Source organism: Allgaiera indica (assembly GCF_900106675.1).
In the GTDB taxonomy this organism is placed as follows: Bacteria; Pseudomonadota; Alphaproteobacteria; order Rhodobacterales; family Rhodobacteraceae; genus Acidimangrovimonas; species Acidimangrovimonas indica.
This window is the reverse complement of the sequence record NZ_FNOB01000005.1, coordinates 196,800-221,045: the sequence shown is the minus strand read 5'-3', so window position 1 is coordinate 221,045 and position 24,246 is coordinate 196,800. Positions and strand designations below refer to the sequence as shown.

Genomic DNA, 24,246 nt, shown 5'->3' with positions numbered 1-24,246 from the left:
CTTGCGTTTCGACATCTCTGATCTCCTTCTCGTCGAAGATCAGCAGACTGCAAATCGTAGCTTATGTCAGTGTCCGAATTTCGGGGGGTAGCTCAGGCAACGGGGGCAGCGCCGAGGGCGACCCGGGATACCCGGGTCACCTACGGATCATCTTGCCCGACTCCGCCCGCGAACCGATGTGGATCGCGACTCGGCTCATGCCGGTGCCGTCGCTGACGGGTCGGCTTCCGAAAGCGCGCCCGCCGCTTGGGGCCAGAGCTCGGGGTCGAGCAGGTGACAGGCCGCCGCCGTCTTGCCATCGTGCCGCAGCCGCGGCGTGACCGGCGCGTGCCAGTCGATCTCGACCTGTCCCGCGCCCGCGCGCAGCGCCTTGACCCCGGTCCAGAACGGCTCGTCCGGGTTCTCGGCGCGGATCCCTTCCAAGAGCGCCAGCAGCGCCGCGCCGTCGCCCGAGGCGGCGGGCAACCGGCTGGTGGGCTCGGGCCCGTCGGGGATCTTGGGCGTGCCGATCAGCGCGCGTTCGGCCCGGTGATCGGCTTCCGCCATGCCGGCCCAGCGGGCCTCTAGCAGGCCCATCAGGTCGCGGATCTCCCAGCCGCAGGGCGCGAAGGCGCGCGGGCAGCGGGGGTGGAAGGCGCAGCCGTGCGGCGGCTTCGCGGCATCGGGGATCTCGCCGCGCGGCAGGTTGCGCGGCAGGGTGTGATTGGGGTCGGGGTCGGGGATCGCCTCTAGCAGGGCCTGGGTATAGGGATGCCTGGGGTCGGCATACAGCGCGCGCGCCTCGCCGATCTCGACGATCCGGCCGAGGTAGAGGATGGCGATGCGGTCGCAGAAGAACTTGGCCGTCGCCAGATCATGGGTGATGTAAAGATAGGTGAGGCCCAGGGAATCCTTCAGGTCGATCATCAGCTTCAGGATCTTCGAGCGCACCGACATGTCGAGCATCGACACCGGTTCGTCCGCGACCAAGAGCACCGGGTCCAGCACGATCGCCCGCGCGATCACCGCGCGCTGCTTCTGCCCGCCCGACAGATCGCCGGGGTACTTGTCCAGATAGGTCTCGGCCGGCGACAGGCCCACGCGTTCGAGCGCCGCGACCACCTGGCGGCGCAGATCGTTGGGGCCTTTCACACGCTTGTGGATCTTCAGCGGATGGCCCACCGATTGCTCGATCGTCATCGCCGGGTTCAGCGCCGCATGCGGGTCCTGGAACACCATCTGCATGCGCGCGCGCAGCCGGCGCAGGGCGGGCTCGTCAAGACCCACGATCTCTTGCCCCTCGAAGGTGGCGCTGCCGCCGGTGGCGCGCACCAGGCCCAGAAGGCTGCGCCCCAGCGTCGACTTGCCGGAACCGGATTCGCCCACCAACCCCAGAACCTCGCCCTTCGCCAGATCGAAGCTGACGTCATCCACCGCCTTCACGGTGCCCGCGTCGCGGCCCATCAGCCGGTCGACCACGCTGCCGCGGATCTCGAAATAGGTCCTGAGGTTCTTCACCGAGATGAAGGGCGTGGCGGCGCCGGGCGCTTCGGTCGTGACGTCAGGCTTCGGAGGCAACGGAGATCTCCTCTCGTTCCAGCGGCGCGTCCTGGCCCGCGGGGATCCCTCCCGGGGCGGCGTGGCGCCAGCATTGCACCCGGCGGCGGCCTTCCAGGTGCTCTTCGGGCGGCGCCAGGGCGGCGCAGATCTTCATCGCGTCGGGGCAGCGCGGATGGAACAGGCACCCCGGCGGCGGGGTGATCAGGCTGGGTGGCACGCCGGGGATGGTGTGCAATTCCCTGGTTTCCAGCGCGATGGTCGAGGCCAGCAATTCCCGCGTGTAGGGGTGCTGCGGATCGGCGAAGACCTGCCGCGCGTTGCCCTCTTCGACGATCTTGCCGCCATACATCACCGCCACGCGGTCGCAGGCCTCGGCCACGATGCCAAGGTTGTGGGTGATCAGCATCACCGCCGTGCCCGAGGTCCGCTTCAGATCCGCCAGCAGGCGGATGATCTGCGCCTCGACGATCACGTCGAGCGCGGTGGTGGGTTCATCCGCGATCAGAAGCGTGGGCTCCAGCACCAGCGCCAGCGCGATCATGATGCGCTGCCGCATCCCGCCCGAGAATTCATGCGGATACTGCTTGTAGCGCGTCGGCGGGATGCCGGTGCGGCCAAGCGCATTGAGCGCGCGCTTGCGGATCTCGTCCTTGGTGAGCTTCGGGTGGTGCTGGCGCAGGGTTTCCTCGAAATGTTCCTGGATGCGCAACAGCGGGTTCAGCCGGGTCATCGGTTCCTGGAAGATCAGGCCCAGTTCCGGGCCGCGCATCTTGCGCAACTCGTCCTTCGGCAGGCCCACAAGGTTCTGGCCCTGATAAAGCACCTCGCCCGCAAGGCCGGTGCCCTCGGGCAACAGGCCCAGGATGCCGCGGCCAAGGGTGGATTTGCCCGAACCGGATTCGCCCACCACGCCCAGCGTCTCGCCCGCGCGGATGTCGAGCGAGACACGATCGACCGCACGCGCCGGGCCCTTGGGCGTGCCGTAATAGACCCGCAGGTCGCGGACACTGACGACGGGCGTGTCGGGCCGCGGGTTGGGGGTGCTCATTCCAGATCCTCCATCTTCAGCCTGGTCGCGGCGCGCTGGCGCAACACCGGATTGAGGGTCTCGTTCAGGCCCTCGCCCAGAAGCGTCAGCCCGGTGACCAGCAGCACGATGGCAAGGCCCGGAAACAGCGTCGTCCACCAGATGCCCGAGGCCGCGTCGCCCACCGCGCGGGAGACGTCATAGCCCCATTCGGCGCCCTGGCTGGGCTGCACCCCGTAGCCCAGGAACCCCAGGCCCGTCAGCGTCAGGATCGCGTCGGCCGCGTTCAGCGTGGCCAGCACCGGGATCGTCTGGATCACGTTGAAGAAGATGTACTTGCCCAGGATCGTGAAGGGCCCGGCGCCGATCGCGCGGGCGGCCTCGACATAGGGTTCCTCGCGCACGGATGTGACGTGGTTGCGCAGCACCCGGAAATATTGCGGCACATAGACGATGGTGATGGCGCAGGCCGCGACCACGATCCCCGAGGTGATGGACGACCCCAGGAGGAACGCGATCACCAGCGCCAGCAAGAGCGAGGGGATCGCGAACATGGCGTCCATCACCAGCACCATGATGCGGTCGAAGATGCCGCCGAAATAGCCCGCGATCAGGCCCAGCGGCACCCCGATGGTCAGCGCGAAGACCAGCGCCAGCGCCACCACCATCAATTCGGTCCGCGCGCCCCAGATGACCTGGGCCAGCACGTCGGTCGATTGCACGTTGGTGCCCAGCAGATGCAGCGCCGAGGGCGGCGCGAGCTGCGGGAAATCGGTGCCGTTCGCGCGGTACTGGTCGAACCGGTAGGGCGAGAGCCAGGGCGCGAACAGCGCCATCAGCACGAAAAGACCGGTCAGCACCGCGCCCGACCACAGCATCGCGCGGGCGAAGCCTCTGGCCTCGGCCACCGGGCGGAAGGCGCGGCGCAGCGCCGGGCCCAGACGGCCCGCGCGGGCGGGGGTAGGGGGTTTGTCGGTCATTGGTAGCGCATCCTCGGGTCGATCAGGGCGCTGACGAAATCGACGATCAGGCTGGCGGCGACGATCACCAGGCCGAAGACGATGACGATGCCCTGCACCGCGGCATAATCGCGGTTTTGCAGGTAGATATAGAGCGCGTGCCCGATGCCGGGCCAGTTGAAGGTGGTCTCGGTCAGCACCGCGCCGCCCAGCAGCAGCGCGATCTCCAGCCCGATCACGGTGATCACCGGCACCAGTGCGTTGCGGAAGGCATGGCGGTAGACGACGGCGCGTTCGCGGATGCCGCGGGCGCGGGCGGCCTCGATGTAATCGTCCTTGAGCGTGCGGATCACGTTGACCCGCACCAGCCGGATGAACACGCCGGCGAAGACCAGGCCCAGCGTCGCGGCCGGCAGCACCAGGTGGCGCAGCACGTCCCAGAAGGCGGGCCAGTCGCCGTCGATCACCGCATCGACCAGCAGCAGATGGGTATGCGTCGTCAAGAGCGCCGAGGTCAGCGGGCTGGCCTGCCCCGAGATCGGCAGCCAGTTCAGCCACGATCCGAACACGATCTGCGCCAGAAGGCCCAGCACGAAGACCGGCGTGGCATACATCACGATGCCGAAGATCCGGCTGGCGGCATCGACGGGACGGTCGCGGAAACGCCCGGCCACCAGACCGATCGGCACGCCCACCAGCAGCGCCACCAGCGTGGCGGCAAGGGTCAGCTCCAGCGTGGCGGCGCCGTTGACCAGGATGATCTGGCTGACCTGCCGCTTGTCGGTGATCGTGGTGCCGAAATTGCCCTGCAGAAGATGCCACAGATAGCTGCCGAACTGCACGATCAGCGGCCGGTCATAACCCAGCTTGTGGGTCAGTTCCTTGATCACCGCCTCGGGCACATGCCCCCCCAGAGCGGCCGAGACCGGGTTGCCGGGCGCCACGCGCATCAGCACGAAGACCAGCGTCAGAAGGATCAGGATGGTCGGGATGACCAGCGCCACCCGGACCAGTAGATAGGACTTGAGGGAGGATCCTCCGCCAGCCATGTTCCAACCTCAAGGTTCAGGGGGGCCGAGCGCCTGCCTGCGCACGGCCCTGTTTCGGGACATGTTGCGATGCCGCTGCCCGCGCCGCTCAGGACTTGCTGAGCATCCAGAAGCGCATCACGAAGGCGGTGTCGAGCGTGCTTTGGATGCCGTGTACATCCTTGTTCGCCACCGCGATCATCGCGCCCTGGTAATAGGGGATGATCGGCACGTCCTTGGCGGCCAGCATCTGCGCCTGTTCGACGTATTTCATCCGCTCTTCATGGGTCTTGGCGGTCTGCTCTTCGGTCAGCAGCTTGTCCATCTTCGGGTCGGAATAGCCGTTCGCCAGGAAGTTCTTCGTCGCATAGAACGGCAGCAGGTAGTTTTCCGCATCCGGATAGTCGGGGAACCAGCCCAGCTGATAGGCATTGTACTGCCGTCCCAGCGTCTTGGCATAGGTCGCCCATTCCGAGGATTTCAGTGTCACCTTGAAAAGGCCGCTGGCCTCCAGCGCGCGCTTGATCGTGGTGTATTCCTCGGCCGAGGCCGACCCGTAGTGCGACGGCGTCCACCACAGCGTGATGTCGACCGGGGTCTTGATGCCGGCATCGGTCAGGAACTTCTTCGCCTCGGCCAGGTCGGGCTTGGCGCCATAGACCTTGGAGAACGCGTCGACATGGCCCGGCAGGCCCTTGGGCACCATCGAATAGAGCGGCTGGACAAAGCCGTGATAGACGCCCTGGGCGATCTGTTCGCGCGGCATCAGCGCGGCGATCGCCTGACGCACGGCCAACTGGCTGGTGGGCTTGCGCTGGGTGTTGAACACCAGATAGCGGATCGCCACGCCGGGGCCCTTCCAGACCTTCAGATCCTTCTGCGTCTCGAGCGATTGCAACTCGGTCGGGGAAAAGGAGCGGAACACCATGTCCAGCTCGCCCCGCTGCAGCGCCAGCTTCATCGTCGAGGATTTCGAGAAATAGCTGATGATCAGGTTGGGCGTCTTGGGCTGTTCGCCCCAATAGCCCTTCCAGGCGCGGAACACGGCGGTCTGGCCGGGGGCGTATTTCACCAGCTGGTAAGGCCCGGTGCCGACCTGCTTGTCGGTGCTGGGCAGGATCTTGTCGGCCGGATAGACCTTGTGATCGACGATGTAGGACGCCGAGGTGCCCAGGATGTAGTTCCAGGTCGCCTGCGGCTTCTTCAGGTGGAAGGTCACCTTGTAGGGGCCGTCGATGGTGACGCTCTTGAGGTTCTTCAACAGCGTCCAGATCCCCGAGGAATCCTTGATCTTCTTCACCCGGTCAAAGGAATATTTCACATCCGTCGCGGTAAACTTGTCGCCGTTCTGGAAGGTCACGCCCTGGCGCAATTCGCAGGTCCAGACGGCCTCGGTCGGGCCGGCGGCGCATTTGGTGGCCAGTTCCGGCACCGGGACGCCGCCGCCCGGCGGAATCACCAGAAGATGCTGAAAGATCTCGCGGTCGGCGGTGTCCGAGCCGAAATCGTACTGGCCGGCGGGATCAAGCGCGGTGACGGTGTCGGTGGTGCCGTCGATCAGCGTATTCGCGGGGGTCTGCGAGGTCGCGAAGGCGGGCATTCCGCCCGCGGTCAGCGCGGTGAGGGCGGTGGCCGCGGTCAGCAGCCTTAAACTGGTTCGCTCGGGTTTCATCTCAGGTCTCTCTCCCCATCGTTTGCGCCGGTCCTCCCCGGGCCAGCTTGGGCAGCGACCTCAAACCTTGCCCCCGACTGCGTCAAGCGACGCGCGGATCACAAGACCACGCGGTCTTTCACGAATACTTGACGGCGCATCCGCGAAGACCGTTCCGTCGCCCGTGGAGGAGGCGCACATCGGGGGTCAGCCGCCCCAGATGCGTTCCAGCACGTCCAGCCAGTTGCGGTGGCAAAGCTTTGCGATCAGCCCGTCGTCGTAGCCATGGGCGCGCATCGCCTGCTGGAAGGCGGGCAGGCCGGTGACATCGCCGATCACCCGCGGCACCAGAGCGCCGTCGAAATCCGATCCCAGGCCGACGTGATCCTCGCCCAGGTGGGCGATCAGGTGATCGAGATGGCGCAGCATCGGCTCCCATCCCATGTCGGCGCATTGGCGGCCGTCGGGGCGCAGGAAGACGGTGGCATAGTTCAGCCCGACCATGCCGCCGCGCTCGGCGATTACGTCAAGCTGGCGGTCGGTAAGGTTGCGCGCGTGCGGGGTGACGGCATGGGCGTTGGAATGGGTCGCGACCAGCGGCGCGTCGCTAAGGGCCGCGACATCGTCAAAGCCGTTTTCGTTCATATGGCTGAGGTCGATCATGATGCGCAATTCATTGCACAGCCGCACCAGATCCTTGCCCGCCGGCGTCAGGCCCGGCCCGGTATCGGGCGTCGCGGGAAAGCGGAACGGCACCCCGTGGCCGAAGACGGTCGGCCGGCTCCAGACCGGCCCGAGAGAGCGCAGCCCCATCGCATGATAGAGGTAGAGCGCATCGAGATCGGCGCCGATCGCCTCGGCGCCTTCGAAATGCATCACGCCCGAGACCACCCCCTCGGCCAGTGCCGCGCGCAGTTCGGCGGCGCTGCGGCACAGCCGGAAAGCGCCGTCAGAGGCCCTTTCCATCCAGGCCAGGTGGCCCGCCATCGCCAGCGCCACGGGCTGGGCACGGCGCAGCGCAATCGGCGCCGGCAGCGGCAGATCGTAGGGCGGGTCGTTCATCAGGGCTTCGAAATCCTCGGCGTCCGGCGGCGTGGGCGAGGCGATGTAGACCGCGAACAACCCACCGGCAAAGCCGCCGCGCCGCATCCGCGGCAGATCGAGATGGCCCCGCCCGGTATCTTGCAGCCAGGTCTCGGCCCGCCGCGCGGGCGCGCTCAGCAATCGCAGCAGGAAATCGTTGTGGCCGTCGAAAACCGGAATCGCTTCTGCCATCGGAAAGCTCCCTCATCGCCCGTTCGCGCCCTGGCTGCGAAGGAAGGCTCGCACAGTCTCATGCCGGGTGCCAGAGCGTCGCCTTGCCGGTCGGGCGGCCGATCGGTCGCGCCGACTTGACCCATGTCAATTCCATGCCCGCGATTTCGTGCAACCGTACTGCATATTTTGCCGACCCGGCCCATTCCGATCCGGCGGCCCCGACCACGAGGGAATACCCATGAGACTGACAATCCGCACCCATCTTGCCATTCGCACGCTGACCGCCTGCGCCGTCAACCCCGGACGCGTGCTGCGCAAGCACGAGCTTGCCGAGGCTTTCTGCGCCTCGGGCAATCACCTGGCACAGGTGATCAACACATTGGGGCGGCTTGGATATTTACAGACGGTGCGGGGGCGCAAGGGCGGAATGCGCCTGGCACGCGCGCCCGAGCAGATCCGGATCGGCGCGGTGGCGCGGGCCTTCGAGGCCGGCACCGCGCTGGGGTTCTGCATCGACCACGCCAAGACCTGCTGCCCGATGGTGCGTCATTGCCGGCTGCGCGGCGCATTGAAGGCGGCGGTCGAGGCCTTCTACGGGGTGCTCGACCAATATAGCCTGGCCGACATGATCCGCGACAACGACGGGCTCGTCCAGTTTCTGGACTTCGACGAACCGATCGTCGCGCTGTCGACGCCTTGCACCCACAGCGGCATCTTTGCCGCAGCCAATTGAGCTTTTTGCCGCAGTCAGGTCACATTCACGTCAACGCATCGCCTGTTTGGAGGGTCAGCCTCGTTAGTGCCTGAGGAGGCAGTCAACGAGCAACCCAAGAGGCCGGAGGTGCAACATGGCCAGTCAATTTCCTCAGACGCAGGTGCAGAAAGTCCCGCGCAAATCCAATCGCAAGCAGGACGCGACGGCGGCGAAGAACGCCTCCGCCAGCCGCCCCGGCGACAGCATTCGCCCCAAGGCCCCGGTGACCCCCGGGCATGACGGTCGGGTGCAGGGGGCCTTCTTGTTTACGGACTGGGCCTCGATCTGAGGCCTTGCTAATCTGCCCCTGAACTGGGGGAAGCATGACGGCGATCCGCACGATCCGCAACCTCGGTCCCGCGACCGAGGCGGCGTTTGAAAGGGCGGGGGTGAGATCCGCCGAAGAGGTCCACGCGCTGGGCGCCGACGCGGCTTATGCGCGGCTGCTGCAGGCCGGCGAGGCGCCGCATTTCATCGGCTTCTATGCGCTGGTGATGGGGCTGCAGGGGCGGCCGTGGAACGATTGCCGGGGCGCCGAGAAGGATGCCCTGAGGGTGCGGTTCGACGCCCTGAAGGCCGCGCGCGACAAGGGCCGCTCCGAAATCGAGGCGGCCCTGGATGCGATCGGCGTGATCCCGCGGCGCTAGGTCAAATTCCTTTTGAAGGAATTTTCCAAGAGTCTTGAGAAGACTTTTGGCCCGGCTCAGCCGACGAGTTCAAGCCCCGAGAAGAAGAAGGCGATTTCCTGGGCGGCGGTTTCCGGCGCGTCCGAGCCGTGGACCGAGTTCTCGCCCACCGAAAGCGCGAAGTCCTTGCGGATGGTGCCGTCGGCGGCATCGGCGGGGTTGGTCGCGCCCATGACCTCGCGGTTCTTCGCGATCGCGCTTTCGCCTTCCAGCACCTGCACCACCACCGGCGCGGAGGCCATGAATTCGCACAATTCGCCATAGAACGGGCGGTCTTTGTGGACCTCGTAGAACTTGCCGGCCTGATCCATGGTCAGCTGGATGCGCTTTTGCGCGACGATGCGCAGGCCGGCTTCCTCGAACTTGGCGTTGATCTTGCCGGTCAGGTTGCGCCGGGTGGCATCGGGTTTGATGATCGAAAGGGTGCGTTCAGTGGCCATGTGTCGTTCCTCGTTGCGCGCCGAGGGCACGGCCCGCGGCTTTCCGGCGCCCTGCTAGCACGGGGCGCGAAGCTTGAAAAGCCGCGATCATGGCGTCGCGGGCCGCGGGTGATGGTTGAGGCGCGGGCGCGGGCGGCCCCGGGAAGGCCATGGCGCGGGCGGGATGTCAGAGTGCCGCGAAGCGGGCCGAGAGGCGTGCGGCCTCTTCGGCCAGGCCCCAGGGCGGGTTCACCACGAAAATGCCCGACCCGATCATGCCATGGCCTTCGCGGGCGGGGGGAAAGCCGACCTCGTGGCGCAGCGCGTCGGGGAAGGCGGCGGCCAGTTCGGCCAGCATCGGACCGTGCAGGCGGCCTTGCAGGATCGGATACCAGAGCATCACGATGCCCACGTTCCATTTGCGGTGGATCTGCGCGAGCAGCCGCGGCAGGGCGGCGTAATCCGCCTTCACCTCATAGCTGGGATCGATCAGCATCAGCCCGCGTCGCGGCGTGGGCGGCGTGGACGACAGCGCCATCTCCAGCCCGTCCTGACGCTTAACCACGGCCTGTCCGAACAGCATCGCCTCGGTCAGTGCCTGATGTTCGCGGGGATGCAACTCGGCCAGTGTCAGGCTGTCCTCGGGGCGCAGGCCGAGCGCAGCGATCATGGGCGAGCCGGGGTAGGCTTCGGGCCCGAAGCGCCCCCGCGCAAGGGTCAGCGCGCGCATATAGGGGTGGTCTGGGGCGAACCAGCCGTCGGCCTCGGCCCGCAGGATGCCCTGCGCGGCCTCGCCGGTCTTTTGCGCCTCGGGGGCGGTCAGGCGGTAGATCCCGCGTCCGGCATGGGTTTCGAGATAGCTGACCGGCTTGGGCTTTCGCGTCAGGTAGTCAATCGTCCAGGCCAGAAGCGCGTGCTTGTGGACATCAGCCAGATTGCCGGCGTGATAGATGTGCTGGTAGGAAAGCATCAAGGCCTCGGGCAGGGGCGGGGGGTGGCCAGAAGGCCTAGCCGCCGGGCCCACCGAAGGCAAGCGCCACCGCGGGCGGGGGGGCGGGATTCGCTTCCGGCCCAAGCAGCGCGCGCGCCCCTGGGGGGCATCGGGGCATCACGCGTCTTTCTGCGCGGTCAACTGGCCCGCGTCGCCCGTCAGCCGGGTTTCGATCCGGGCGCTGTGGCGCAGCGTGCGGTGCACGGGGCAGCGGTCGGCGATTTCCATCAGCCGCTTGCGCTGGTCGGGCCCCAGGGGGCCTTCCAGGGTGATGAGCCGGACGAAGCGGTCCAGCTTGTCATCCGGGGTGCAATGGGCGCAATCCTGGGCATGGACCTTGTCATGCGTCACATCAACCCGGACATGGCCCAGCGGCCAGCCCTTGCGGCGGGCATACATGCGGATCGTCATCGACGTGCAGGCGCCCAGCCCGGCGGCGAGGAACTGATAGGGCGACATGCCGCGGTTGGTGCCGCCATAGGCCCTGGGCTCGTCCGCCAGAAGGTGATGCACGGGGCCAGCCATCACATCCTGCAAGAAGCCGCGCGGATCGGCCTCGGACACGCGGGTGACGCCTTCGGGGGCGCCGGGCGGCGGCGCGGGCGGGCGCAGATCCAGATAGCGCGCGGCCCAGGCGGCGATGACCTCCGCGGCATATTCGGCATCGCCGGGGTCGCTGATCAGGTGGTCGGCATCGTCGAGGGTGACGAAGCTTTTGGGATGCCGGGCGGCGCGGAAGATGTTGGTGGCGTTGTCGATCCCCACGATTGTGTCGCGCGGCGCGTGCATCACCAAGAGCGCCCGGCCCAGATGGGCGATATCCTCGGACAGGGTCTGGGCGCCGATATCCTCGATAAAGGCGCGGCCGATGCGCATCGGCGTGCCGCCAAGGTCTACCTCGGCCCAGCCTTCGGCGTTGATCCGGTCCAGCGCATTGTCGAAATTATGGGTCACATGCGCGGGGTCGAAGGGTGCGCCCAGCACCGCCACCGCCCGCGAAGACGAGATCCTGCGCGCCGCGCGCAGCATCGCCGCGCCGCCCAGCGAATGCCCGATCAACAGCGAAGGCGCCATGCCGCGATCGACCAGGGCCGCGGCCGCGGCCTCAAGATCGGCGACGTTCGAGGTGAAGGTGGTGTTTTCGAATTCGCCGTCCGAATGGCCCAGGCCGGTGAAATCGAAGCGCAGCACGGCGACGCCCAGCTGCGCCAGACGCCGCGCGATGCGGCCGGCCGCCACGATGTCCTTGCCGCAGGTGAAGCAATGCGCGAACAGCGCGGTCGCAAGCTGCGGCCCCTCCGGCAGGTCGAGCCGCGCGGCGAGGCGATCACCGGCATGGCCCGAAAAGCTGAACTTCTCGGTCGGCATTCTGTTCGTCCCCTCTGCCCCGAAAGTGGCCCGCGCGGTGCCGCGCGGCAAGCCCCTGATACAAAAACTGACGCTAAGGTGAGTACCCGTCAGGCTTGCCCGCCGTCCGCGCGGTGCCCGCCTGGCCGGTGGGGCGGCAGGAAGATTGGGCTTTCGCGCGGCAGGCCGCGGCGGTTAAGAAACCGGACATGGAGATCTTGCACGACAGCCTTCCCTTCGCGCCCTGGACCGATCCGCGCAGCCGCCGCCTGCCGGGGATCCAGCCGCTGCCCACGGATGACTGGCTGCGGGTGGACGAAGCCTTCGCCGGCCAGATGGCCGAGCGGGACCGGCTGATCGCCGATCGCCCCGAGGCTGTCCACGCCCTGACCCCGACGGCGCGTGCCGCGGCCGGGGAATTGCTGGATCAGGTGCTGGCGGAGCTGGCGAAATTCCCGGGCTATCACCTCGGGTCCGAGGCCGTGACCCGGCCCGACGGGGTTGCTGTCGTGCTGGATCGCTCGGCGCCGCTGCGCACACTTGGCAGGCTTTGCCAGGAGGATTTCTGCCTGTTGCAGCGCGACGAAGAGGGCGGCGGGGAACATGTGCTGACCGGCGCGATCCTGTGCTTTCCGGCCAGCTGGACGCTGGCGGAAAAGATCGGCCGGCCGTTGACTGCGATTCACACACCCGTCGTGCCCTATGACGCGGATCTGGCCCGGCGCGTGCAGCGGCTTTTCGATGCGATCCGGCCGGGGCAGGGCTTGTGGCGGCAAAATGCGCTGCTTTACGCGGATGCTGCGTTGCATCACCCCCGCAGCGAGGCCGCGCCACGCGAAAGACCGGTGAGCGAGGCCCCCTATCTGCGATCAGAGCGGCAATGCCTGCTGCGGTTGCCGAGAACCGGGGCGGTGGTGTTTTCGATTCACACCTATCTGCTGCGCACCAGCGACCTGACGCCCGAACAGGCCCAGGCATTGGCAGAGCACCCGGTCGAGCGCGCGCAATAGGCGGTTTCCGCGCGAGGACGAGCGCCGGTGGTGGCGCCCGTCAGCTGACCAAATGCATCAGCGCCAGTCCGAAGCTGGAATGCATCAACCCGATCGCGGCCCCGGTCAGCGCCATGGCGCGCGCGGTCAGCTTCGCATCTTCGCGGCCCAGCACGTTGTAGGTCATCAATGCGGCACCAACCGGCAGCGCCACCAGCATCAGCGTGGTGTTGGCGGTGTAGATCGCCAGACGCTGCACCAGCTCGGGGCGGTCCTCTTCGACATCCGCCGGATAAAGCGCGTCGCGGATCCGGTCAAGTTGCGGAAGATCCGGGGCGGGCAGGTCGGGCATGTCGTTGGCGATCAGCTTGGCGAAATCGGCGCGCGCGGCAATTTCCAGCGCGGACGGGCTTTCGGTGTCGTCGGCCTGGTCAGCGGATTCGGCCAGCGGCGCGGGCATGTCCGGCAATCGCATCGGCGCATTGTCGGGGATTTCGGTTTCCAGCCGCTCCATCAGCCGCCGCACCGGCATCGCGCCGAATCGGCCCGCGCCGCGGCGTGGGGTTTCTGCGTCCACATCGCCGTTATCGGCGGCCATCGCCTTTGCCTCTGCCTCTGCCTCGATCGCGATCTCTGCCTCGGCCCCGGGGATGTCGTCCATTCCGCCGGGGATGATCGCTTCGGTTTCCTGCCCGTGCCAGGTGTCGACCGCCTGGTCGATCATCAGGTCGAAATCCTCGATGGTGAAGACGCCCTGCAGATCCTTCCACAGCACCAGATCGGCGGGATGGCGCTCGATGATCCCTGCGGCCACCGATTTGCACAGCGCCTTGCGGTAGCGCGACAGCCGGGTCTCGGCACGCCAGTCCGGGCCGGGGCCGACCGACAGGACAACCGCCGCCGCGCAGCCCTCGCGCTGGATGTCGCCCGCTTCCGTGGCTTCCCAATAGCCCAGCAAGACACGCGAGCCGTCGATGTCGATCACGACGACATCATCATGGTCCCAGCTCAGCTGCATCGTGTCTTCGAACGTTCCGCGCAACGCCTTTTCCATTCGCGTGACATAGGCCGCGAAATTCAAGACCGGGCGCTCCTTGTACAGGAGCGAAACGCTCGTGCTTGTCGCTTGCAGATTCATCGCGTCGTACATGACGGAATCCCTAGTTCGTTCCCAAGGTTAACGATGGTCTGCGAATGTGCCTCATTTGGGCGTGAAATGTGGAAATTTCATGGTTAACCGCCCGGAGTCGTTTCCGCTGCGTCAGCAGTACGCGCGGATTCGGGGGAAAGTGATGCGATTGTCGCAAAAATTGCTGCTTCTGCGGTGCCGGTCGGGGAAAAGATTGTTTCCCGTATTTTCCGCCACATAACGGGCAAGGGCGCCACGAGGGCGCCCTTGCGGTCGGTCGAACCGGCGTGCCGATACCCCCGGTCCAGGGGGCATCGGGCGGCGGGATCAGCAGCTGTAGTAAAGCTGGTATTCCACCGGGTGCGGGGTGTGCTCGTAGGCGTAGACCTCTTCCCACTTGAGCGCCATGTAGCCCTCGATCTGGTCCTTGGTGAACACGTCGCCGGCAAGCAGGAAATCGTGGTCCTTCTCCAGTTCCTCCAGCGCCTCGCGCAGGCTGCCGCAGACGGTCGGGATCGAAGCCAGTTCCTCGGGCGGAAGGTCGTAGAGGTCCTTGTCGGACGAGGGGCCCGGGTCGATCTTGTTCTTGATGCCGTCGAGGCCGGCCATCAGAAGCGCCGAGAACGCCAGATAGGGGTTTGCCGACGGGTCGGGGAAGCGGGCCTCGACGCGCTTGGCCTTCGGGCTTTCCGCCCACGGAATGCGCACGCAGCCCGAACGGTTGCGGGCCGAATAGGCGCGCAGCACGGGGGCCTCGAAACCCGGGATCAGGCGCTTGTAGGAATTGGTGCCGGGGTTGGTGAAGGCGTTCAGCGCCTTGGCGTGCTTGAGGATGCCGCCGATGAAATACAGCGCCTCCTGGCTGAGGTCGGCGTATTTGTCGCCCGCGAACAGCGGCTTGCCGTCCTTCCAGACCGACATGTTGACATGCATGCCGGTGCCGTTGTCGCCCTTGATCGGCTTCGGCATGAAGGTGGCCGACTTGCCATAGGCATGGGCCACGTTGTGGATCACGTATTTGTACTTCTGGATGTTGTCGGCCTGGGTCGTCAGCGTGCCGAAGATCAGGCCCAGCTCGTGCTGGCACGAGGCCACCTCGTGGTGGTGCTTGTCGACCTTCATGCCCATGCGCTTCATGGTGCTCAGCATCTCCGAGCGCAGGTCCTGCGCGTCGTCGATCGGGTTCACCGGGAAATAGCCGCCCTTGACGCCCGGACGGTGGCCGGTGTTGCCGGTCTCGTATTCGGTGTCGGTGTTCCAGGCGCCGTCGATCGCGTCGACCTCATAGCTGACCTTGTTCATCGAGACCGAGAAGCGCACGTCGTCGAAGATGAAGAATTCGGCCTCGGGGCCGAAATAGGCGGTGTCGCCGATGCCGGTGGCCTTCAGGTAGGCCTCTGCCTTCACCGCGGTCGAGCGCGGATCGCGGTCATAGGCCTCGCCGGTGTCGGGCTCCTGCACGTTGCAATGCAGGCACAGCGTCTTCTCGGCATAGAACGGGTCGATATAGGCGCTGTCGCAATCGGGCATCAGTTTCATGTCGGACTGGTCGATCGACTTCCAGCCGGCGATGGACGAGCCGTCGAACATGAAGCCCTCGTCGAGGAAATCCTCGTCGACCTGGTCGGCCAACACCGTGACGTGCTGCAGCTTGCCGCGCGGGTCGGTGAAGCGGATGTCGACGTATTCGACGTCCTCGTCCTTGAGGGTCTTGAGAACCTTATCCTTGCTCATGTGACCATGATCCCTTCTGTTGAGCATGTCTTGCGGGCGGCGTGCCGCCTCGGTGTTCCTATGGATACGCGGGTCGCGCGCGCCTGTCGTGGCGTCCGGTCAGAGCGCCTCGTCGCCGGATTCGCCGGTGCGGATGCGGATCGCCTCTTCCACCGGGCTGACGAAGATCTTGCCGTCGCCGATCTTGTCGGTGCGCGCGGCCGAGATGATCGCCTCGACGGCGGTTTCGATCATGTCGTCGGGTAACACGACCTCGATCTTCACCTTGGGCAGGAAATCCACCACATATTCGGCACCGCGGTACAATTCGGTGTGGCCCTTTTGCCGCCCGAAACCCTTCACCTCGATCACCGACAATCCCTGAACGCCGACTTCCTGCAGCGCTTCCTTGACCTCGTCGAGCTTGAAGGGCTTGATGATAGCCTCGATCTTCTTCATCGACGGCGACTCCCTGTGCCAGATGCCTCTCCGCCACCGGTCTCATCATTTTCGTCCCCCAGGGACAATCGAGCCGCAGGCGGGGCCCGGGGCGGCAGGCCGAATTCCGCCGCAAGTGATGAAATAATGTGCAACTTGGCGTCTGATTGGGCGTTGTGCGAAAGGTCAAGGGTGACATGGTTGAGCGCAACGGGACCGAGGTTCTGACAGCGGCGCAAATGCGGGCGGTCGAGGCTGTGGCCGTCGCCTCGGGGAAAGTCTCGGCCGGGGAGCTGATGGAGCGCGCGGGCGAAAGCGTGGTCGCGGCGATTCTGGCAAACTGGCCGGCGCTGGAAGCGGGCGATCGGCGGGCGATCGTGCTGTGCGGGCCGGGCAACAACGGCGGTGACGGCTTCGTCGTGGCGCGGCTGCTGCGCGCGCGGGGCTGGACGGTGGCGGTCTATCTCTATGGCGCGCCCGAGCGGCTGCCCGACCCCGCCCGAGCCATGTACGACCGCTGGTGCGAGACCGGCCGCGTCACCCCGGCCCAGGCGGTGGCCGATGTCGGAGAGCTGGCCACCTTCGGGGCGGATCTGTTCATCGACGCGCTGTTCGGGATCGGGCTGACGCGGCCGATCGAGATGGCGAAATCCGGATTGGCGCTGTTTCTGAAATTCTCCGCGCGCTGGCGCCAGGGCGGCGGGCCGCGCACGGTGTCGGTGGATCTGCCCTCGGGGCTTTGCAGCGACAGCGGCGCGGTGCTGGGCGGCGCGATGATGGCGGCGCTGACGGTGACCTTCCATGCCGCCAAGCTGGGCCATCTGCTGACCCATCCGGCGCCGGGCCTGGCCGGCGGGCCGCTGCGCTGCGGGCAACTGGTGGTTGCCGATATCGGCCTGCCGCGGGCCGACCGCCAGCGCCTGCCGCCCGAGGCGCGGGCGCGGCTTGCTGCGGACCGGCGCGCCACCGTCGGCTGCGATCCGATCTCGCCCGGGCTGCTGGCCAAACCCTCGTGGCAATTGCACAAATACGCCCATGGCCACGCCCTGGTGCTGGCCGGCGGGGCGGGGCGGGGCGGCGCCGGGCGGTTGGCGGCACGCGCCGCCCTGCGCATCGGCGCGGGGCTGGTGACATTGGGCTGCCCGACGCCCGCCCTGGCCGAGAACGCGGCGCAACTGAACGCGGTGATGCTGCGCGCGATCGACGGCGCGGACGACCTTGCCCGCACGCTCGACGACCGGCGCATCGGCGCGCTCTGCCTGGGGCCGGGGCTGGGGGTCGGCGCCGGCAGCCGGGATCTGACGCGCGCGGCGCTGGGCGCGCGCGCGGCGGGCCGGGCGACGGTGCTGGATGCCGATGCGCTGACGGTCTTCGCCGAGACCCCCGAGACGCTGTTCGACGCGACCTGCGGCCAGCGCGTCGTGCTGACCCCGCATGGCGGCGAATTCGCGCGGCTGTTTCCCGATATCTCCGACCGGCTCCAGGCGCCGGCAACCGCAGGGCCGGCCTATTCGCGGGTCGATGCGGCGCGGGCGGCGGCGGCGCGGGCGGGCTGCGTGGTGCTGATGAAGGGCCCGGACACGGTGATCGCGGCCCCCGATGGCCGCTGCAGCCTGCACGCGGCCCTGTACGAGCGCGCGGCGCCCTGGCTGGCGACGGCCGGGTCGGGCGATGTGCTGGCCGGGCTGATCACCGGGCTGCTCGCGCGCGGGTTCGAACCGATGCAGGCGGCCGAAACCGCGGCCTGGCTACATGTCGAGGCCGCCCGCCGCTTCGGCCCCGGCCTGATCGCCGAGGATCTGCCTGAAATCCTGCCAGAGGTTCTGCGCGCGCAGGGGCTATAGGCCGCCTCGGCGCGCCGACCATTGGTGCTCTATTGGTGCCCCGAAATGTCTGCTCCCGGAATATCTGGACCGGAAAGCAGCGGGGATGCTCCTGCTGCTTCATCTTGGGTCAAATACTCCACGGGGGTCCGGGGGTGTGAAACCCCCGGCGCCGGGATCCGCGATCATCAGGGGAAGGGTGTCAGGCCTCGGCGGACACGGCCGCGGGATCAAGCCCAAGCTCCAGCCCGTTGGCGTAGATCACCGCCGGGCGGCCGAGGTCCAGATCAAAGACACGCAGGGTCTCCACCGTCTCGGCGCGAATGAATTCGCCGTCAATCAGCCGCCGGGCCTCGACCATCGCCCGCGGCGCGCCGAACAGCGCCTTGGCGCGCCAGTCGCTTACCAGCACCTTCTGATCGGGCGCGACCAGAAGATCCGCCTCCGGGCAGTCGCGGTCCAGCGTGCTGGCGCCGATCCGCACCGCCCGGGCACGGCGCAGGCAACGCACCGAGACGCCGCGCAGCTGGCGTATCCCGTCACGGGTGATGATCCGGTCGCCCGCGGTCAGGTGTTCCACCGGCAGCGCGCCATCGGTCGTCAACACGATGCTGCCCGCCGCGATCCCGCCGGTCTGGGCGATTTCGGATGGCTGCGGCGGGGGCGAAAACTGCGTCGGCATGATCGTTCCTGTGGCGGCTGTGGCGGGTCGTGAAGACAGTTTTGGCCGAGAATGTGTCAAGAATGGGTTACGCGCAGGCTTTTTGTGGGGCTGTTTTTCCTCTCGCATCCGCCCCGCGCCTTTGCTAGAAGGGCGCCGATTTCGGGGCGGTCCGGCCGGAGGAGACGGTCGGGGCGCCCTTGGCACATGCGGGTGTGGCGAAATTGGCAGACGCACCAGATTTAGGTTCTGGCGCCGCAAGGCGTGGGGGTTCAAGTCCCTCCACCCGCACCAAAGGTGAAAGAAGGACGAACACATGCAGGTCACCGAGACCCTCAAGGACGGTCTGAAGCGCGGCTACACCATCACGGTGACTGCGGCCGAGCTGGACGCCAAGGTGCAGGAAAAGCTGATCGAGGCGCAGCCCGAGGTGGAGATGAAGGGTTTCCGCAAGGGCAAGGTGCCGCTGGCGATGCTGCGCAAGCAGTTCGGCCAGCGCCTGATCGGCGACGCGATCCAGGACAGCGTCGACGGCGCCATGCGCGAGCATTTCGAGGCTTCGGGCGATCGTCCCGCGCTGCAGCCCGACGTGAAGATGCAAAACGGCGACAGCTGGACGGAAGGCGACGACGTGGTCGTCGACATGTCCTATGAGGCGCTGCCCGAGATCCCCGAGGTGGATCTGGACAAGCTCAAGCTCGAACGCTTGATGGTGAAGGCCGACGAGGCCTCGGTCGACGAGGCGCTGCAGAACCTTGCCGCCTCGGCCGAGAATTTCGAGGACCGCAAGAAGGGCTCGAAGGCGAAGGACGGCGATCAGGTGGTGATCGACTTCCTGGGCAAGGTGGATGGCGAGGCCTTCGAGGGCGGTGCCGCCGAGGATTACCCGCTGGTGCTGGGCTCGGGCAGCTTCATCCCCGGCTTCGAGGAGCAGCTGGTCGGCGCCAAGGCCGGCGACGAAGTCGAGGTGAAGGTAAGCTTCCCGTCGGAGTACGGCGCGGCGAACCTGGCCGGCAAGGACGCGGTCTTCGCATGCACCGTGAAGGCGGTGAAAGAGCCCAAGCCGGCCGAGGTGGACGACGAGCTGGCCAAGAAATACGGCGCCGAGGATCTGGCCGCGCTGAAGGCCCAGATCGGCGAGCGTCTGGAAGAGGAATACAAGGACGCGACCCGCGCGGTGATGAAGCGGTCGCTGCTTGATCAGCTGGACGCGCTGGTGGATTTCGAGCTGCCGCCCAGCCTGGTCGAGGCCGAGGCCAAGCAGATCGCGCATCAGCTGTGGCACGAGGAAAACCCCGAGCATCAGGGCCATGATCATGGCGATGTCGAGGTGACCGACGAGCACACCAAGCTGGCCACCCGCCGGGTGCGGCTGGGCCTGCTGCTGGCCGAGATGGGCCGCAAGCATGAGATCGAGGTGACCGACAGCGAGATGACCCAGGCGATCCTGACCCAGGCGCGCCAGTACCCGGGGCAGGAACGCGCGTTCTTCGACTTCGTCCAGCAGAACCAGGAGATCCAGAGCCAGATCCGCGCGCCGCTGTTCGAGGACAAGGTGGTGGATCACATCATCGGCCACGCCAAGGTCGACGAGAAGGAGGCCTCGAAGGACGATCTTCAGAAGGCCGTCGAGGCGCTCGACGAAGCCTGAACTCTGGCCTAGATTTGCCGGGAAGGGCCGCCTTCGGGCGGCTCTTTTCGTGTTGGGAACCGCGGCGGCCCTGCCGCGTTCGGCCCCGACAGGCAAGAGGAGACAGGAGGAAGCGCGTCATGGCCGATCTGCCGTTCGATGACGAGGAAATCGAGGAACTGGTCCTGAGGTTCAACGCGGTGATGGCCAAGGAGGCCGCCGATGTCGACGATCCGGGTGGCAATCCGACCGACGACGAGGGGCCCGACGTGCTGCAGGCGCTGGAAGGCGAGATGACCGAGGAGGAACTGATCAACGAGATCGAGGGCATGAACGAGGAACAGCAGCACGCGCTGGTGGCGCTGTTCTGGATCGGCCGCGAGGATGGCGACCCCGAGGAATGGGACGAGATGATGGAACTGGCAGCCGAAAGCCATTCCGGCTCGGTCAGCACCTATCTGCTGGGCCAGCCCATGGTCACCGAATATCTGGAAGCCGGGCTGGAGCGGATGCGCGAAAGCGGCGAACTGGACTGACGGCCGTGCCGGTTTTGCGCGGGGCCGGGCCTGGCGGGCCGCCATTTGGCGCCGTGCCCAGGTCAGGCGCAGGCCGTCGCGCATGTTCAGCGCAAGCAGCGTGATGTTCACCGCGCCTGCGCAAAGCCCCAGCGTCTGTACCGCGTCGAACCATATGCCGAAGTTCACCGCCCGCGCGCTGGCCGAAAGATAGAGCGCCGCGGGAACCAGAACCAGGATGCCATTTGCGGCGATGAACGGCATTCGTCCGCGTTTGCGCGCCAAGGCGGGCCCGCGCCCGTTCCGCGCCAGCCGGAAACCGGAGATGGCGGCGCTCGCGATCGCGGGCCGCGCGGCGCGGATCAGCCCGCGGGCCTGATGACCGGAACGTTTCCCGCCTTGCTCGAATTGTGGGAGACCGACGGGTTGTCGCAGAAGCAACTGGTCGAGCGGCTGGATATCGAACAGGCGACGATGGCCAATACCTTGACGCGAATGGAGCGCGACGGCCTTGTCACCCGCAAGAGGGACGAGAACGACGGCCGTGTTCAACGGGTCTGGCTGACCAGCCGGGGGCGGGCGTTGAAAGGGGCCGCGACCGCCGCGGCGATAGACGAGAATGCGGCCTCGCTGGCCGGGCTTTCCGTGGCTGAACGAGACCAGTTCGTGGCGCTGGTGCAGAAGGTGATCCACACCCGCGGCGCAAAGGCCGGCCCAAAGGGCTGACGCACGCGGCCCGGCCCGCGATCACGGGCCGCCGCCTGTCTGCCGGAATGCGAAAGGCCGCACCTCAGGGCGCGGCCTTTGCTGTCTTGGGGGGCGTCAGAAGACGGTGCTCAGGCCTCTTCGGCCTGGTCCTCGTCCTGGCCGGCACTGCCGATGTCGTCGAAGAGTTCGGAAATCTCGAACTCGGCGGCGGCTTCCTCTTCGGCGGCCAGTTCCTGGATCGACTTGCCCGAGGCCTGCAGTTCGGCCTCTTCGGCCGAGCGCGCCACGTTCAGGGTGATCGAGACCTCGACCTCGGGGTGCAGCACGACGTTGACCTGGTGCAGACCCAGATCCTTGATCGGGCGGACCAGAACGACCTGGCCGCGATCGACGGTAAAGCCGGCCTCGGTGGCCGCATCGGCGGCGTCACGGGTGGTGACCGAACCGTAAAGGGCGCCCGAATCCGAAGCCTGGCGAATCACGACGAAGGTCTGACCGTCGAGCTTTTCTGCCAGCGCATCGGCTTCCTTCTTGGTTTCGAGGTTATGCGCCTCGAGCTGGGCCTTGCGGTCCTGGAACGAGGCGATGTTGGCCTCGGTCGCGCGCAGCGCCTTGCCCTGCGGCAGCAGGAAGTTGCGGCCGTAGCCGTCCTTGACGGTCACGACATCGCCCATCTGCCCAAGCTTGGACACGCGCTGGAGTAGGATGACTTGCATGGGTCTGGCTCCTTACTTCACGGCGTAGGGGAGCAGCGCCAGGAACCGCGCGCGCTTGATGGCGCGGGCCAGTTCACGCTGCTTCTTGGCGGAGACGGCGGTGATGCGCGACGGCACGATCTTGCCGCGTTCCGAGATGTAGCGCTGCAGCAGACGCACGTCCTTGTAGTCGATCTTCGGCGCGTTGTCGCCGGAGAAGGGGCAGACCTTGCGGCGGCGGAAAAACGGTTTGTTAGCCATGGGTTGTTCCTTTCCTCTGACCGATCAACGACGCGGGCCGCGGTCGCGGTCGCGGTCGTCGCGCTTCTGCATCTGGATCGACGGACCTTCGGCGTGCTCGTCGACCTTGATGGTCAGTACGCGCATCACGTCGTCATGCAGCCGCGCCAGGCGCTCCATCTCCTGGACGGCCGGCGCGGGGGCGTCGGTGCGCAGGAAGGCGTAGTGGCCCTTGCGGTTCTTGTTGATCTTGTAGGCCATGGTCTTGACGCCCCAATACTCGTGATCGACGACCTTGCCGCCGTTGTCGGAGAGTACCGAGGAGAAATGTTCGATCAGGCCTTCGGCCTGCGCGTTGGACAGGTCCTGACGCGCGATGAGGACATGCTCGTAAAGCGGCATGCGGACTCCATTCATGTCAAGGCGCATTTCATAGAGCGGGCGAAGGGCCTTCCGCGGCCCGCTCACGAGAGGCTGCGCCGGTTTCGTGATCTTGCGGAAGGATGGGGCCTTATACAGTGGCTGCGCGGGGATGCAAGCGCCGCCGCGGGCCGGATACCGCTGGGGGCGCGGCTTTGGTGGCGCTTCCGGCGGGCGTATTTGGGGAACGATGAAAGGGGAGGGCGCGCCATGGGGGGAGGTCGTCATTGGGCACAAACCGAGGTGGTGCCGGACAGGCGGCGGCCTGATGCGAGGCGGCGTGGAGAAACACCCAGGCAAGACCTGGGCGCACGGCAAGGAGAAGCTTCTCTTTCACGGTATGTTTCGACATGGCGCGCCCCGGCGGCTGCCCGGATGCCGGAAGATTGTACTTGCCGCAGCGTCAACCGATTGATTTGTGTCAACGCCGACGGGGTCATTCGGGTCGTGTAGTTCACGTTTTCGTGTGGTATTGGCGGGGCACGAGCGCCGGCCAGCCGCGGGCCGGGGTTTGCGGCGCAGTTGCGCGATGTGCCCGAGGGCTGTATGGCGGAGCAGTTTTTGATGGAGGATACATGACGCGGGCATTCGTTTTCCCTGGGCAGGGCGCGCAATCGGTCGGGATGGGGAAGGCCTTGGCCGATGCCTATCCGGCGGCGAAGGCGGTCTTCGATGAGGTCGACGAAGCGCTGGGCGAGGCGCTGAGCACGCTGATCTGGGAAGGGCCGGCGGAAGAGTTGACCCTGACCGCGAATGCCCAGCCCGCGCTGATGGCGACCTCGATCGCGGCGCTGCGCGCGCTGGAGGCCGAGGGCGTCGGTGTCGAGAGTGCGGCCTTCGTGGCGGGTCACAGCCTGGGGGAATATTCGGCGCTGTGCGCGGCGGGGGCGCTGAGCCTGGCCGACACGGCGCGGCTTTTGCGGGTGCGCGGCCAGGCCATGCAAGAGGCCGTGCCGGTCGGCGTGGGCGCGATGGCGGCGATCCTGGGGCTGGATTTCCAGGCGGTGTCCGAGGTCGCCGCCGAGGCCGCGCAGGGCGAGGTCTGCCAGGCGGCGAACGACAACGACCCCGCGCAGGTGGTGGTTTCGGGCCATCGCGCGGCGGTGGAGCGTGCGGTCGAGATCGCCAAGGCGCGCGGCGCCAGGCGGGCGCTGCTGCTGCCGGTAAGCGCGCCGTTCCACTGCGCGCTGATGCAGCCCGCGGCCTCGGTGATGGTGAACACGCTGGCCGGCGTGGTGATATCCGAGCCCAAGGTGCCGCTGGTCGCCAACGTGCGTGCCGAGGCGGTCGAGGATCATGCCGAGATCCGCGATCTTCTGGTGGCCCAGGTCACCGGATCGGTGCGCTGGCGTGAAAGCGTGGAATGGATGGTGGCGGCCGGCGTGACCGAGTTCTGGGAAATCGGCGCGGGCAAGGCGCTGTCGGGGATGATCCGCAGGATCGCACGGTCGGCCGAAACACGGGCTGTGGGCACGCCCGAGGAGGTGGCGGCGGCGGTCGCCGGTTGAAGGGGCTGCGCCGGGCGCGCGCGGCGCGACCGACATCGTCGTCGCTTGGGGGCGCGGGTGGCTGTGCCGCTGGCCCCCGCATTCCCGGCGGCGGGGCTGGGCCGCGGGCCCACGACGGA

25 protein-coding genes and 1 tRNA gene are annotated in these 24,246 nt (G+C 67.0%); 10 read left to right on the top strand and 16 right to left on the bottom strand.

The window, feature by feature from the left end:
* Nucleotides 1-195 precede the first annotated feature (195 nt).
* The 6 genes from BLV97_RS06500 to BLV97_RS06475 form a co-directional block, all read right to left on the bottom strand.
* A complete protein-coding gene (locus tag BLV97_RS06500; protein ID WP_081825070.1) occupies nucleotides 196-1,557 on the bottom strand; it encodes an ABC transporter ATP-binding protein in 1,362 nt (453 codons plus the stop codon).
* The gene (locus tag BLV97_RS06495) at nucleotides 1,541-2,587 is read right to left on the bottom strand and encodes an ABC transporter ATP-binding protein (protein WP_035843000.1); all 1,047 of its coding nucleotides are present in this window, start codon (nucleotides 2,585-2,587) and stop codon (nucleotides 1,541-1,543) included. Before BLV97_RS06495 ends, BLV97_RS06500 begins: the two co-directional genes overlap by 17 nt.
* Nucleotides 2,584-3,546, bottom strand: coding sequence for an ABC transporter permease (locus BLV97_RS06490; RefSeq protein WP_035843004.1), 963 nt, complete (start codon nucleotides 3,544-3,546; stop codon nucleotides 2,584-2,586). Before BLV97_RS06490 ends, BLV97_RS06495 begins: the two co-directional genes overlap by 4 nt.
* A complete protein-coding gene (locus tag BLV97_RS06485; protein ID WP_035843007.1) occupies nucleotides 3,543-4,574 on the bottom strand; it encodes an ABC transporter permease in 1,032 nt (343 codons plus the stop codon). The genes BLV97_RS06490 and BLV97_RS06485 overlap by 4 nt, the downstream gene beginning before the upstream one ends.
* Nucleotides 4,575-4,662: 88 nt before the next feature.
* Nucleotides 4,663-6,225 (bottom strand): ABC transporter substrate-binding protein, encoded by a 1,563-nt coding sequence (locus BLV97_RS06480; protein ID WP_035843010.1) that lies wholly within the window; start codon nucleotides 6,223-6,225, stop codon nucleotides 4,663-4,665.
* 186 nt (nucleotides 6,226-6,411) lie between these two features.
* Nucleotides 6,412-7,479, bottom strand: a complete 1,068-nt coding sequence (locus BLV97_RS06475; RefSeq protein ID WP_035843013.1) for a dipeptidase — start codon at nucleotides 7,477-7,479, stop codon at nucleotides 6,412-6,414.
* Nucleotides 7,480-7,699: 220 nt separating this feature from the next.
* On the opposite strand from BLV97_RS06475, the gene BLV97_RS06470 reads away from it, so the two are divergent.
* The 3 genes from BLV97_RS06470 to BLV97_RS06460 all read left to right on the top strand — a co-directional run bounded on the left by BLV97_RS06470 (nucleotide 7,700) and on the right by BLV97_RS06460 (nucleotide 8,862).
* Nucleotides 7,700-8,194 (top strand): RrF2 family transcriptional regulator, encoded by a 495-nt coding sequence (locus tag BLV97_RS06470; RefSeq protein WP_051646085.1) that lies wholly within the window; start codon nucleotides 7,700-7,702, stop codon nucleotides 8,192-8,194.
* 115 nt (nucleotides 8,195-8,309) lie between these two features.
* Nucleotides 8,310-8,504 (top strand): hypothetical protein, encoded by a 195-nt coding sequence (locus BLV97_RS06465; RefSeq protein ID WP_035843016.1) that lies wholly within the window; start codon nucleotides 8,310-8,312, stop codon nucleotides 8,502-8,504.
* A 34-nt stretch (nucleotides 8,505-8,538) separates the two neighbouring features.
* On the top strand, nucleotides 8,539-8,862 hold the full coding sequence (locus tag BLV97_RS06460; RefSeq protein ID WP_035843019.1) for a TfoX/Sxy family DNA transformation protein: 324 nt from the start codon (nucleotides 8,539-8,541) through the stop codon (nucleotides 8,860-8,862).
* Nucleotides 8,863-8,918: 56 nt separating this feature from the next.
* Here BLV97_RS06460 and ndk read toward each other — a convergent pair whose 3' ends face one another.
* The 3 genes from ndk to BLV97_RS06445 form a co-directional block, all read right to left on the bottom strand.
* A complete protein-coding gene (ndk, locus tag BLV97_RS06455) occupies nucleotides 8,919-9,341 on the bottom strand; it encodes a nucleoside-diphosphate kinase (protein WP_035843022.1) in 423 nt (140 codons plus the stop codon).
* A 166-nt stretch (nucleotides 9,342-9,507) separates the two neighbouring features.
* Entirely contained in the window at nucleotides 9,508-10,290 is a 783-nt protein-coding gene (locus BLV97_RS06450; protein ID WP_035843025.1) for a 23S rRNA (adenine(2030)-N(6))-methyltransferase RlmJ, read from the bottom strand.
* 138 nt (nucleotides 10,291-10,428) lie between these two features.
* A complete protein-coding gene (locus BLV97_RS06445; RefSeq protein WP_035843028.1) occupies nucleotides 10,429-11,679 on the bottom strand; it encodes a bifunctional alpha/beta hydrolase/OsmC family protein in 1,251 nt (416 codons plus the stop codon).
* Nucleotides 11,680-11,867: 188 nt separating this feature from the next.
* Between BLV97_RS06445 and BLV97_RS06440 the strand changes: the two genes are divergently transcribed.
* The gene (locus tag BLV97_RS06440) at nucleotides 11,868-12,668 is read left to right on the top strand and encodes a heme-dependent oxidative N-demethylase family protein (RefSeq protein WP_035843172.1); all 801 of its coding nucleotides are present in this window, start codon (nucleotides 11,868-11,870) and stop codon (nucleotides 12,666-12,668) included.
* 40 nt (nucleotides 12,669-12,708) lie between these two features.
* Here the strand turns inward: BLV97_RS06440 and BLV97_RS06435 are convergent, their stop codons facing one another.
* The 3 genes from BLV97_RS06435 to BLV97_RS06425 all read right to left on the bottom strand — a co-directional run bounded on the left by BLV97_RS06435 (nucleotide 12,709) and on the right by BLV97_RS06425 (nucleotide 15,948).
* Nucleotides 12,709-13,797 carry a hypothetical protein gene (locus tag BLV97_RS06435; protein WP_035843031.1) on the bottom strand — a complete coding sequence of 363 codons (1,089 nt, stop codon included), beginning with the start codon at nucleotides 13,795-13,797 and terminating at the stop codon, nucleotides 12,709-12,711.
* A gap of 306 nt (nucleotides 13,798-14,103) precedes the next feature.
* Nucleotides 14,104-15,510: a type I glutamate--ammonia ligase gene (gene glnA, locus BLV97_RS06430; RefSeq protein WP_035843034.1), complete on the bottom strand. Its 1,407-nt coding sequence runs from the start codon at nucleotides 15,508-15,510 to the stop codon at nucleotides 14,104-14,106.
* Between the two features lie 99 nt (nucleotides 15,511-15,609).
* Nucleotides 15,610-15,948 (bottom strand): P-II family nitrogen regulator, encoded by a 339-nt coding sequence (locus tag BLV97_RS06425; RefSeq protein ID WP_035843038.1) that lies wholly within the window; start codon nucleotides 15,946-15,948, stop codon nucleotides 15,610-15,612.
* A 176-nt stretch (nucleotides 15,949-16,124) separates the two neighbouring features.
* Between BLV97_RS06425 and BLV97_RS06420 the strand changes: the two genes are divergently transcribed.
* Nucleotides 16,125-17,771, top strand: a complete 1,647-nt coding sequence (locus BLV97_RS06420; protein WP_035843041.1) for a bifunctional ADP-dependent NAD(P)H-hydrate dehydratase/NAD(P)H-hydrate epimerase — start codon at nucleotides 16,125-16,127, stop codon at nucleotides 17,769-17,771.
* 181 nt (nucleotides 17,772-17,952) lie between these two features.
* Here BLV97_RS06420 and BLV97_RS06415 read toward each other — a convergent pair whose 3' ends face one another.
* Nucleotides 17,953-18,432 carry a Hint domain-containing protein gene (locus BLV97_RS06415; RefSeq protein ID WP_035843044.1) on the bottom strand — a complete coding sequence of 160 codons (480 nt, stop codon included), beginning with the start codon at nucleotides 18,430-18,432 and terminating at the stop codon, nucleotides 17,953-17,955.
* A 188-nt stretch (nucleotides 18,433-18,620) separates the two neighbouring features.
* Between BLV97_RS06415 and BLV97_RS06410 the strand changes: the two genes are divergently transcribed.
* The 4 genes from BLV97_RS06410 (at nucleotide 18,621) to BLV97_RS06395 (ending at nucleotide 21,282) form a co-directional block, all read left to right on the top strand.
* Nucleotides 18,621-18,705, top strand: a tRNA-Leu gene (locus BLV97_RS06410).
* A 22-nt stretch (nucleotides 18,706-18,727) separates the two neighbouring features.
* Complete coding sequence (gene tig / locus BLV97_RS06405) at nucleotides 18,728-20,062, top strand: trigger factor (RefSeq protein ID WP_035843047.1); 1,335 nt, start codon at nucleotides 18,728-18,730, stop codon at nucleotides 20,060-20,062.
* 119 nt (nucleotides 20,063-20,181) lie between these two features.
* Nucleotides 20,182-20,577 carry a DUF3775 domain-containing protein gene (locus BLV97_RS06400; protein WP_035843050.1) on the top strand — a complete coding sequence of 132 codons (396 nt, stop codon included), beginning with the start codon at nucleotides 20,182-20,184 and terminating at the stop codon, nucleotides 20,575-20,577.
* Nucleotides 20,578-20,934: 357 nt separating this feature from the next.
* On the top strand, nucleotides 20,935-21,282 hold the full coding sequence (locus BLV97_RS06395) for a MarR family winged helix-turn-helix transcriptional regulator (protein ID WP_081825071.1): 348 nt from the start codon (nucleotides 20,935-20,937) through the stop codon (nucleotides 21,280-21,282).
* Nucleotides 21,283-21,392: 110 nt separating this feature from the next.
* Here the strand turns inward: BLV97_RS06395 and rplI are convergent, their stop codons facing one another.
* From rplI to rpsF, 3 genes are read right to left on the bottom strand one after another with little or no spacing between them, the layout of a single operon-like run.
* Complete coding sequence (rplI, locus tag BLV97_RS06390) at nucleotides 21,393-21,980, bottom strand: 50S ribosomal protein L9 (RefSeq protein ID WP_035843052.1); 588 nt, start codon at nucleotides 21,978-21,980, stop codon at nucleotides 21,393-21,395.
* Between the two features lie 12 nt (nucleotides 21,981-21,992).
* Entirely contained in the window at nucleotides 21,993-22,220 is a 228-nt protein-coding gene (rpsR, locus tag BLV97_RS06385) for a 30S ribosomal protein S18 (RefSeq protein WP_035843054.1), read from the bottom strand.
* Between the two features lie 24 nt (nucleotides 22,221-22,244).
* Nucleotides 22,245-22,601: a 30S ribosomal protein S6 gene (gene rpsF, locus BLV97_RS06380; protein WP_035843056.1), complete on the bottom strand. Its 357-nt coding sequence runs from the start codon at nucleotides 22,599-22,601 to the stop codon at nucleotides 22,245-22,247.
* Nucleotides 22,602-23,194: 593 nt separating this feature from the next.
* Here rpsF and fabD point away from each other — a divergent pair.
* A complete protein-coding gene (gene fabD, locus BLV97_RS06375) occupies nucleotides 23,195-24,127 on the top strand; it encodes an ACP S-malonyltransferase (RefSeq protein WP_035843058.1) in 933 nt (310 codons plus the stop codon).
* The last annotated feature ends 119 nt before the right edge of the window (nucleotides 24,128-24,246 follow it).

Bases quoted from the DNA above. Each gene is read 5' to 3' on its own strand.
- BLV97_RS06495 (WP_035843000.1), bottom strand. From the start codon at position 2,587: ATGAGCACCCCCAACCCGCGGCCCGACACGCCCGTCGTCAGTGTCCGC.
- BLV97_RS06490 (WP_035843004.1), bottom strand. From the start codon at position 3,546: ATGACCGACAAACCCCCTACCCCCGCCCGCGCGGGCCGTCTGGGCCCG.
- BLV97_RS06485 (WP_035843007.1), bottom strand. From the start codon at position 4,574: ATGGCTGGCGGAGGATCCTCCCTCAAGTCCTATCTACTGGTCCGGGTG.
- BLV97_RS06480 (WP_035843010.1), bottom strand. From the start codon at position 6,225: ATGAAACCCGAGCGAACCAGTTTAAGGCTGCTGACCGCGGCCACCGCC.
- BLV97_RS06475 (WP_035843013.1), bottom strand. From the start codon at position 7,479: ATGGCAGAAGCGATTCCGGTTTTCGACGGCCACAACGATTTCCTGCTG.
- BLV97_RS06470 (WP_051646085.1), top strand. From the start codon at position 7,700: ATGAGACTGACAATCCGCACCCATCTTGCCATTCGCACGCTGACCGCC.
- BLV97_RS06465 (WP_035843016.1), top strand. From the start codon at position 8,310: ATGGCCAGTCAATTTCCTCAGACGCAGGTGCAGAAAGTCCCGCGCAAA.
- BLV97_RS06460 (WP_035843019.1), top strand. From the start codon at position 8,539: ATGACGGCGATCCGCACGATCCGCAACCTCGGTCCCGCGACCGAGGCG.
- ndk (WP_035843022.1), bottom strand. From the start codon at position 9,341: ATGGCCACTGAACGCACCCTTTCGATCATCAAACCCGATGCCACCCGG.
- BLV97_RS06450 (WP_035843025.1), bottom strand. From the start codon at position 10,290: ATGCTTTCCTACCAGCACATCTATCACGCCGGCAATCTGGCTGATGTC.
- BLV97_RS06445 (WP_035843028.1), bottom strand. From the start codon at position 11,679: ATGCCGACCGAGAAGTTCAGCTTTTCGGGCCATGCCGGTGATCGCCTC.
- BLV97_RS06440 (WP_035843172.1), top strand. From the start codon at position 11,868: ATGGAGATCTTGCACGACAGCCTTCCCTTCGCGCCCTGGACCGATCCG.
- BLV97_RS06435 (WP_035843031.1), bottom strand. From the start codon at position 13,797: ATGTACGACGCGATGAATCTGCAAGCGACAAGCACGAGCGTTTCGCTC.
- glnA (WP_035843034.1), bottom strand. From the start codon at position 15,510: ATGAGCAAGGATAAGGTTCTCAAGACCCTCAAGGACGAGGACGTCGAA.
- BLV97_RS06425 (WP_035843038.1), bottom strand. From the start codon at position 15,948: ATGAAGAAGATCGAGGCTATCATCAAGCCCTTCAAGCTCGACGAGGTC.
- BLV97_RS06420 (WP_035843041.1), top strand. From the start codon at position 16,125: ATGGTTGAGCGCAACGGGACCGAGGTTCTGACAGCGGCGCAAATGCGG.
- BLV97_RS06415 (WP_035843044.1), bottom strand. From the start codon at position 18,432: ATGCCGACGCAGTTTTCGCCCCCGCCGCAGCCATCCGAAATCGCCCAG.
- tig (WP_035843047.1), top strand. From the start codon at position 18,728: ATGCAGGTCACCGAGACCCTCAAGGACGGTCTGAAGCGCGGCTACACC.
- BLV97_RS06400 (WP_035843050.1), top strand. From the start codon at position 20,182: ATGGCCGATCTGCCGTTCGATGACGAGGAAATCGAGGAACTGGTCCTG.
- BLV97_RS06395 (WP_081825071.1), top strand. From the start codon at position 20,935: ATGACCGGAACGTTTCCCGCCTTGCTCGAATTGTGGGAGACCGACGGG.
- rplI (WP_035843052.1), bottom strand. From the start codon at position 21,980: ATGCAAGTCATCCTACTCCAGCGCGTGTCCAAGCTTGGGCAGATGGGC.
- rpsR (WP_035843054.1), bottom strand. From the start codon at position 22,220: ATGGCTAACAAACCGTTTTTCCGCCGCCGCAAGGTCTGCCCCTTCTCC.
- rpsF (WP_035843056.1), bottom strand. From the start codon at position 22,601: ATGCCGCTTTACGAGCATGTCCTCATCGCGCGTCAGGACCTGTCCAAC.
- fabD (WP_035843058.1), top strand. From the start codon at position 23,195: ATGACGCGGGCATTCGTTTTCCCTGGGCAGGGCGCGCAATCGGTCGGG.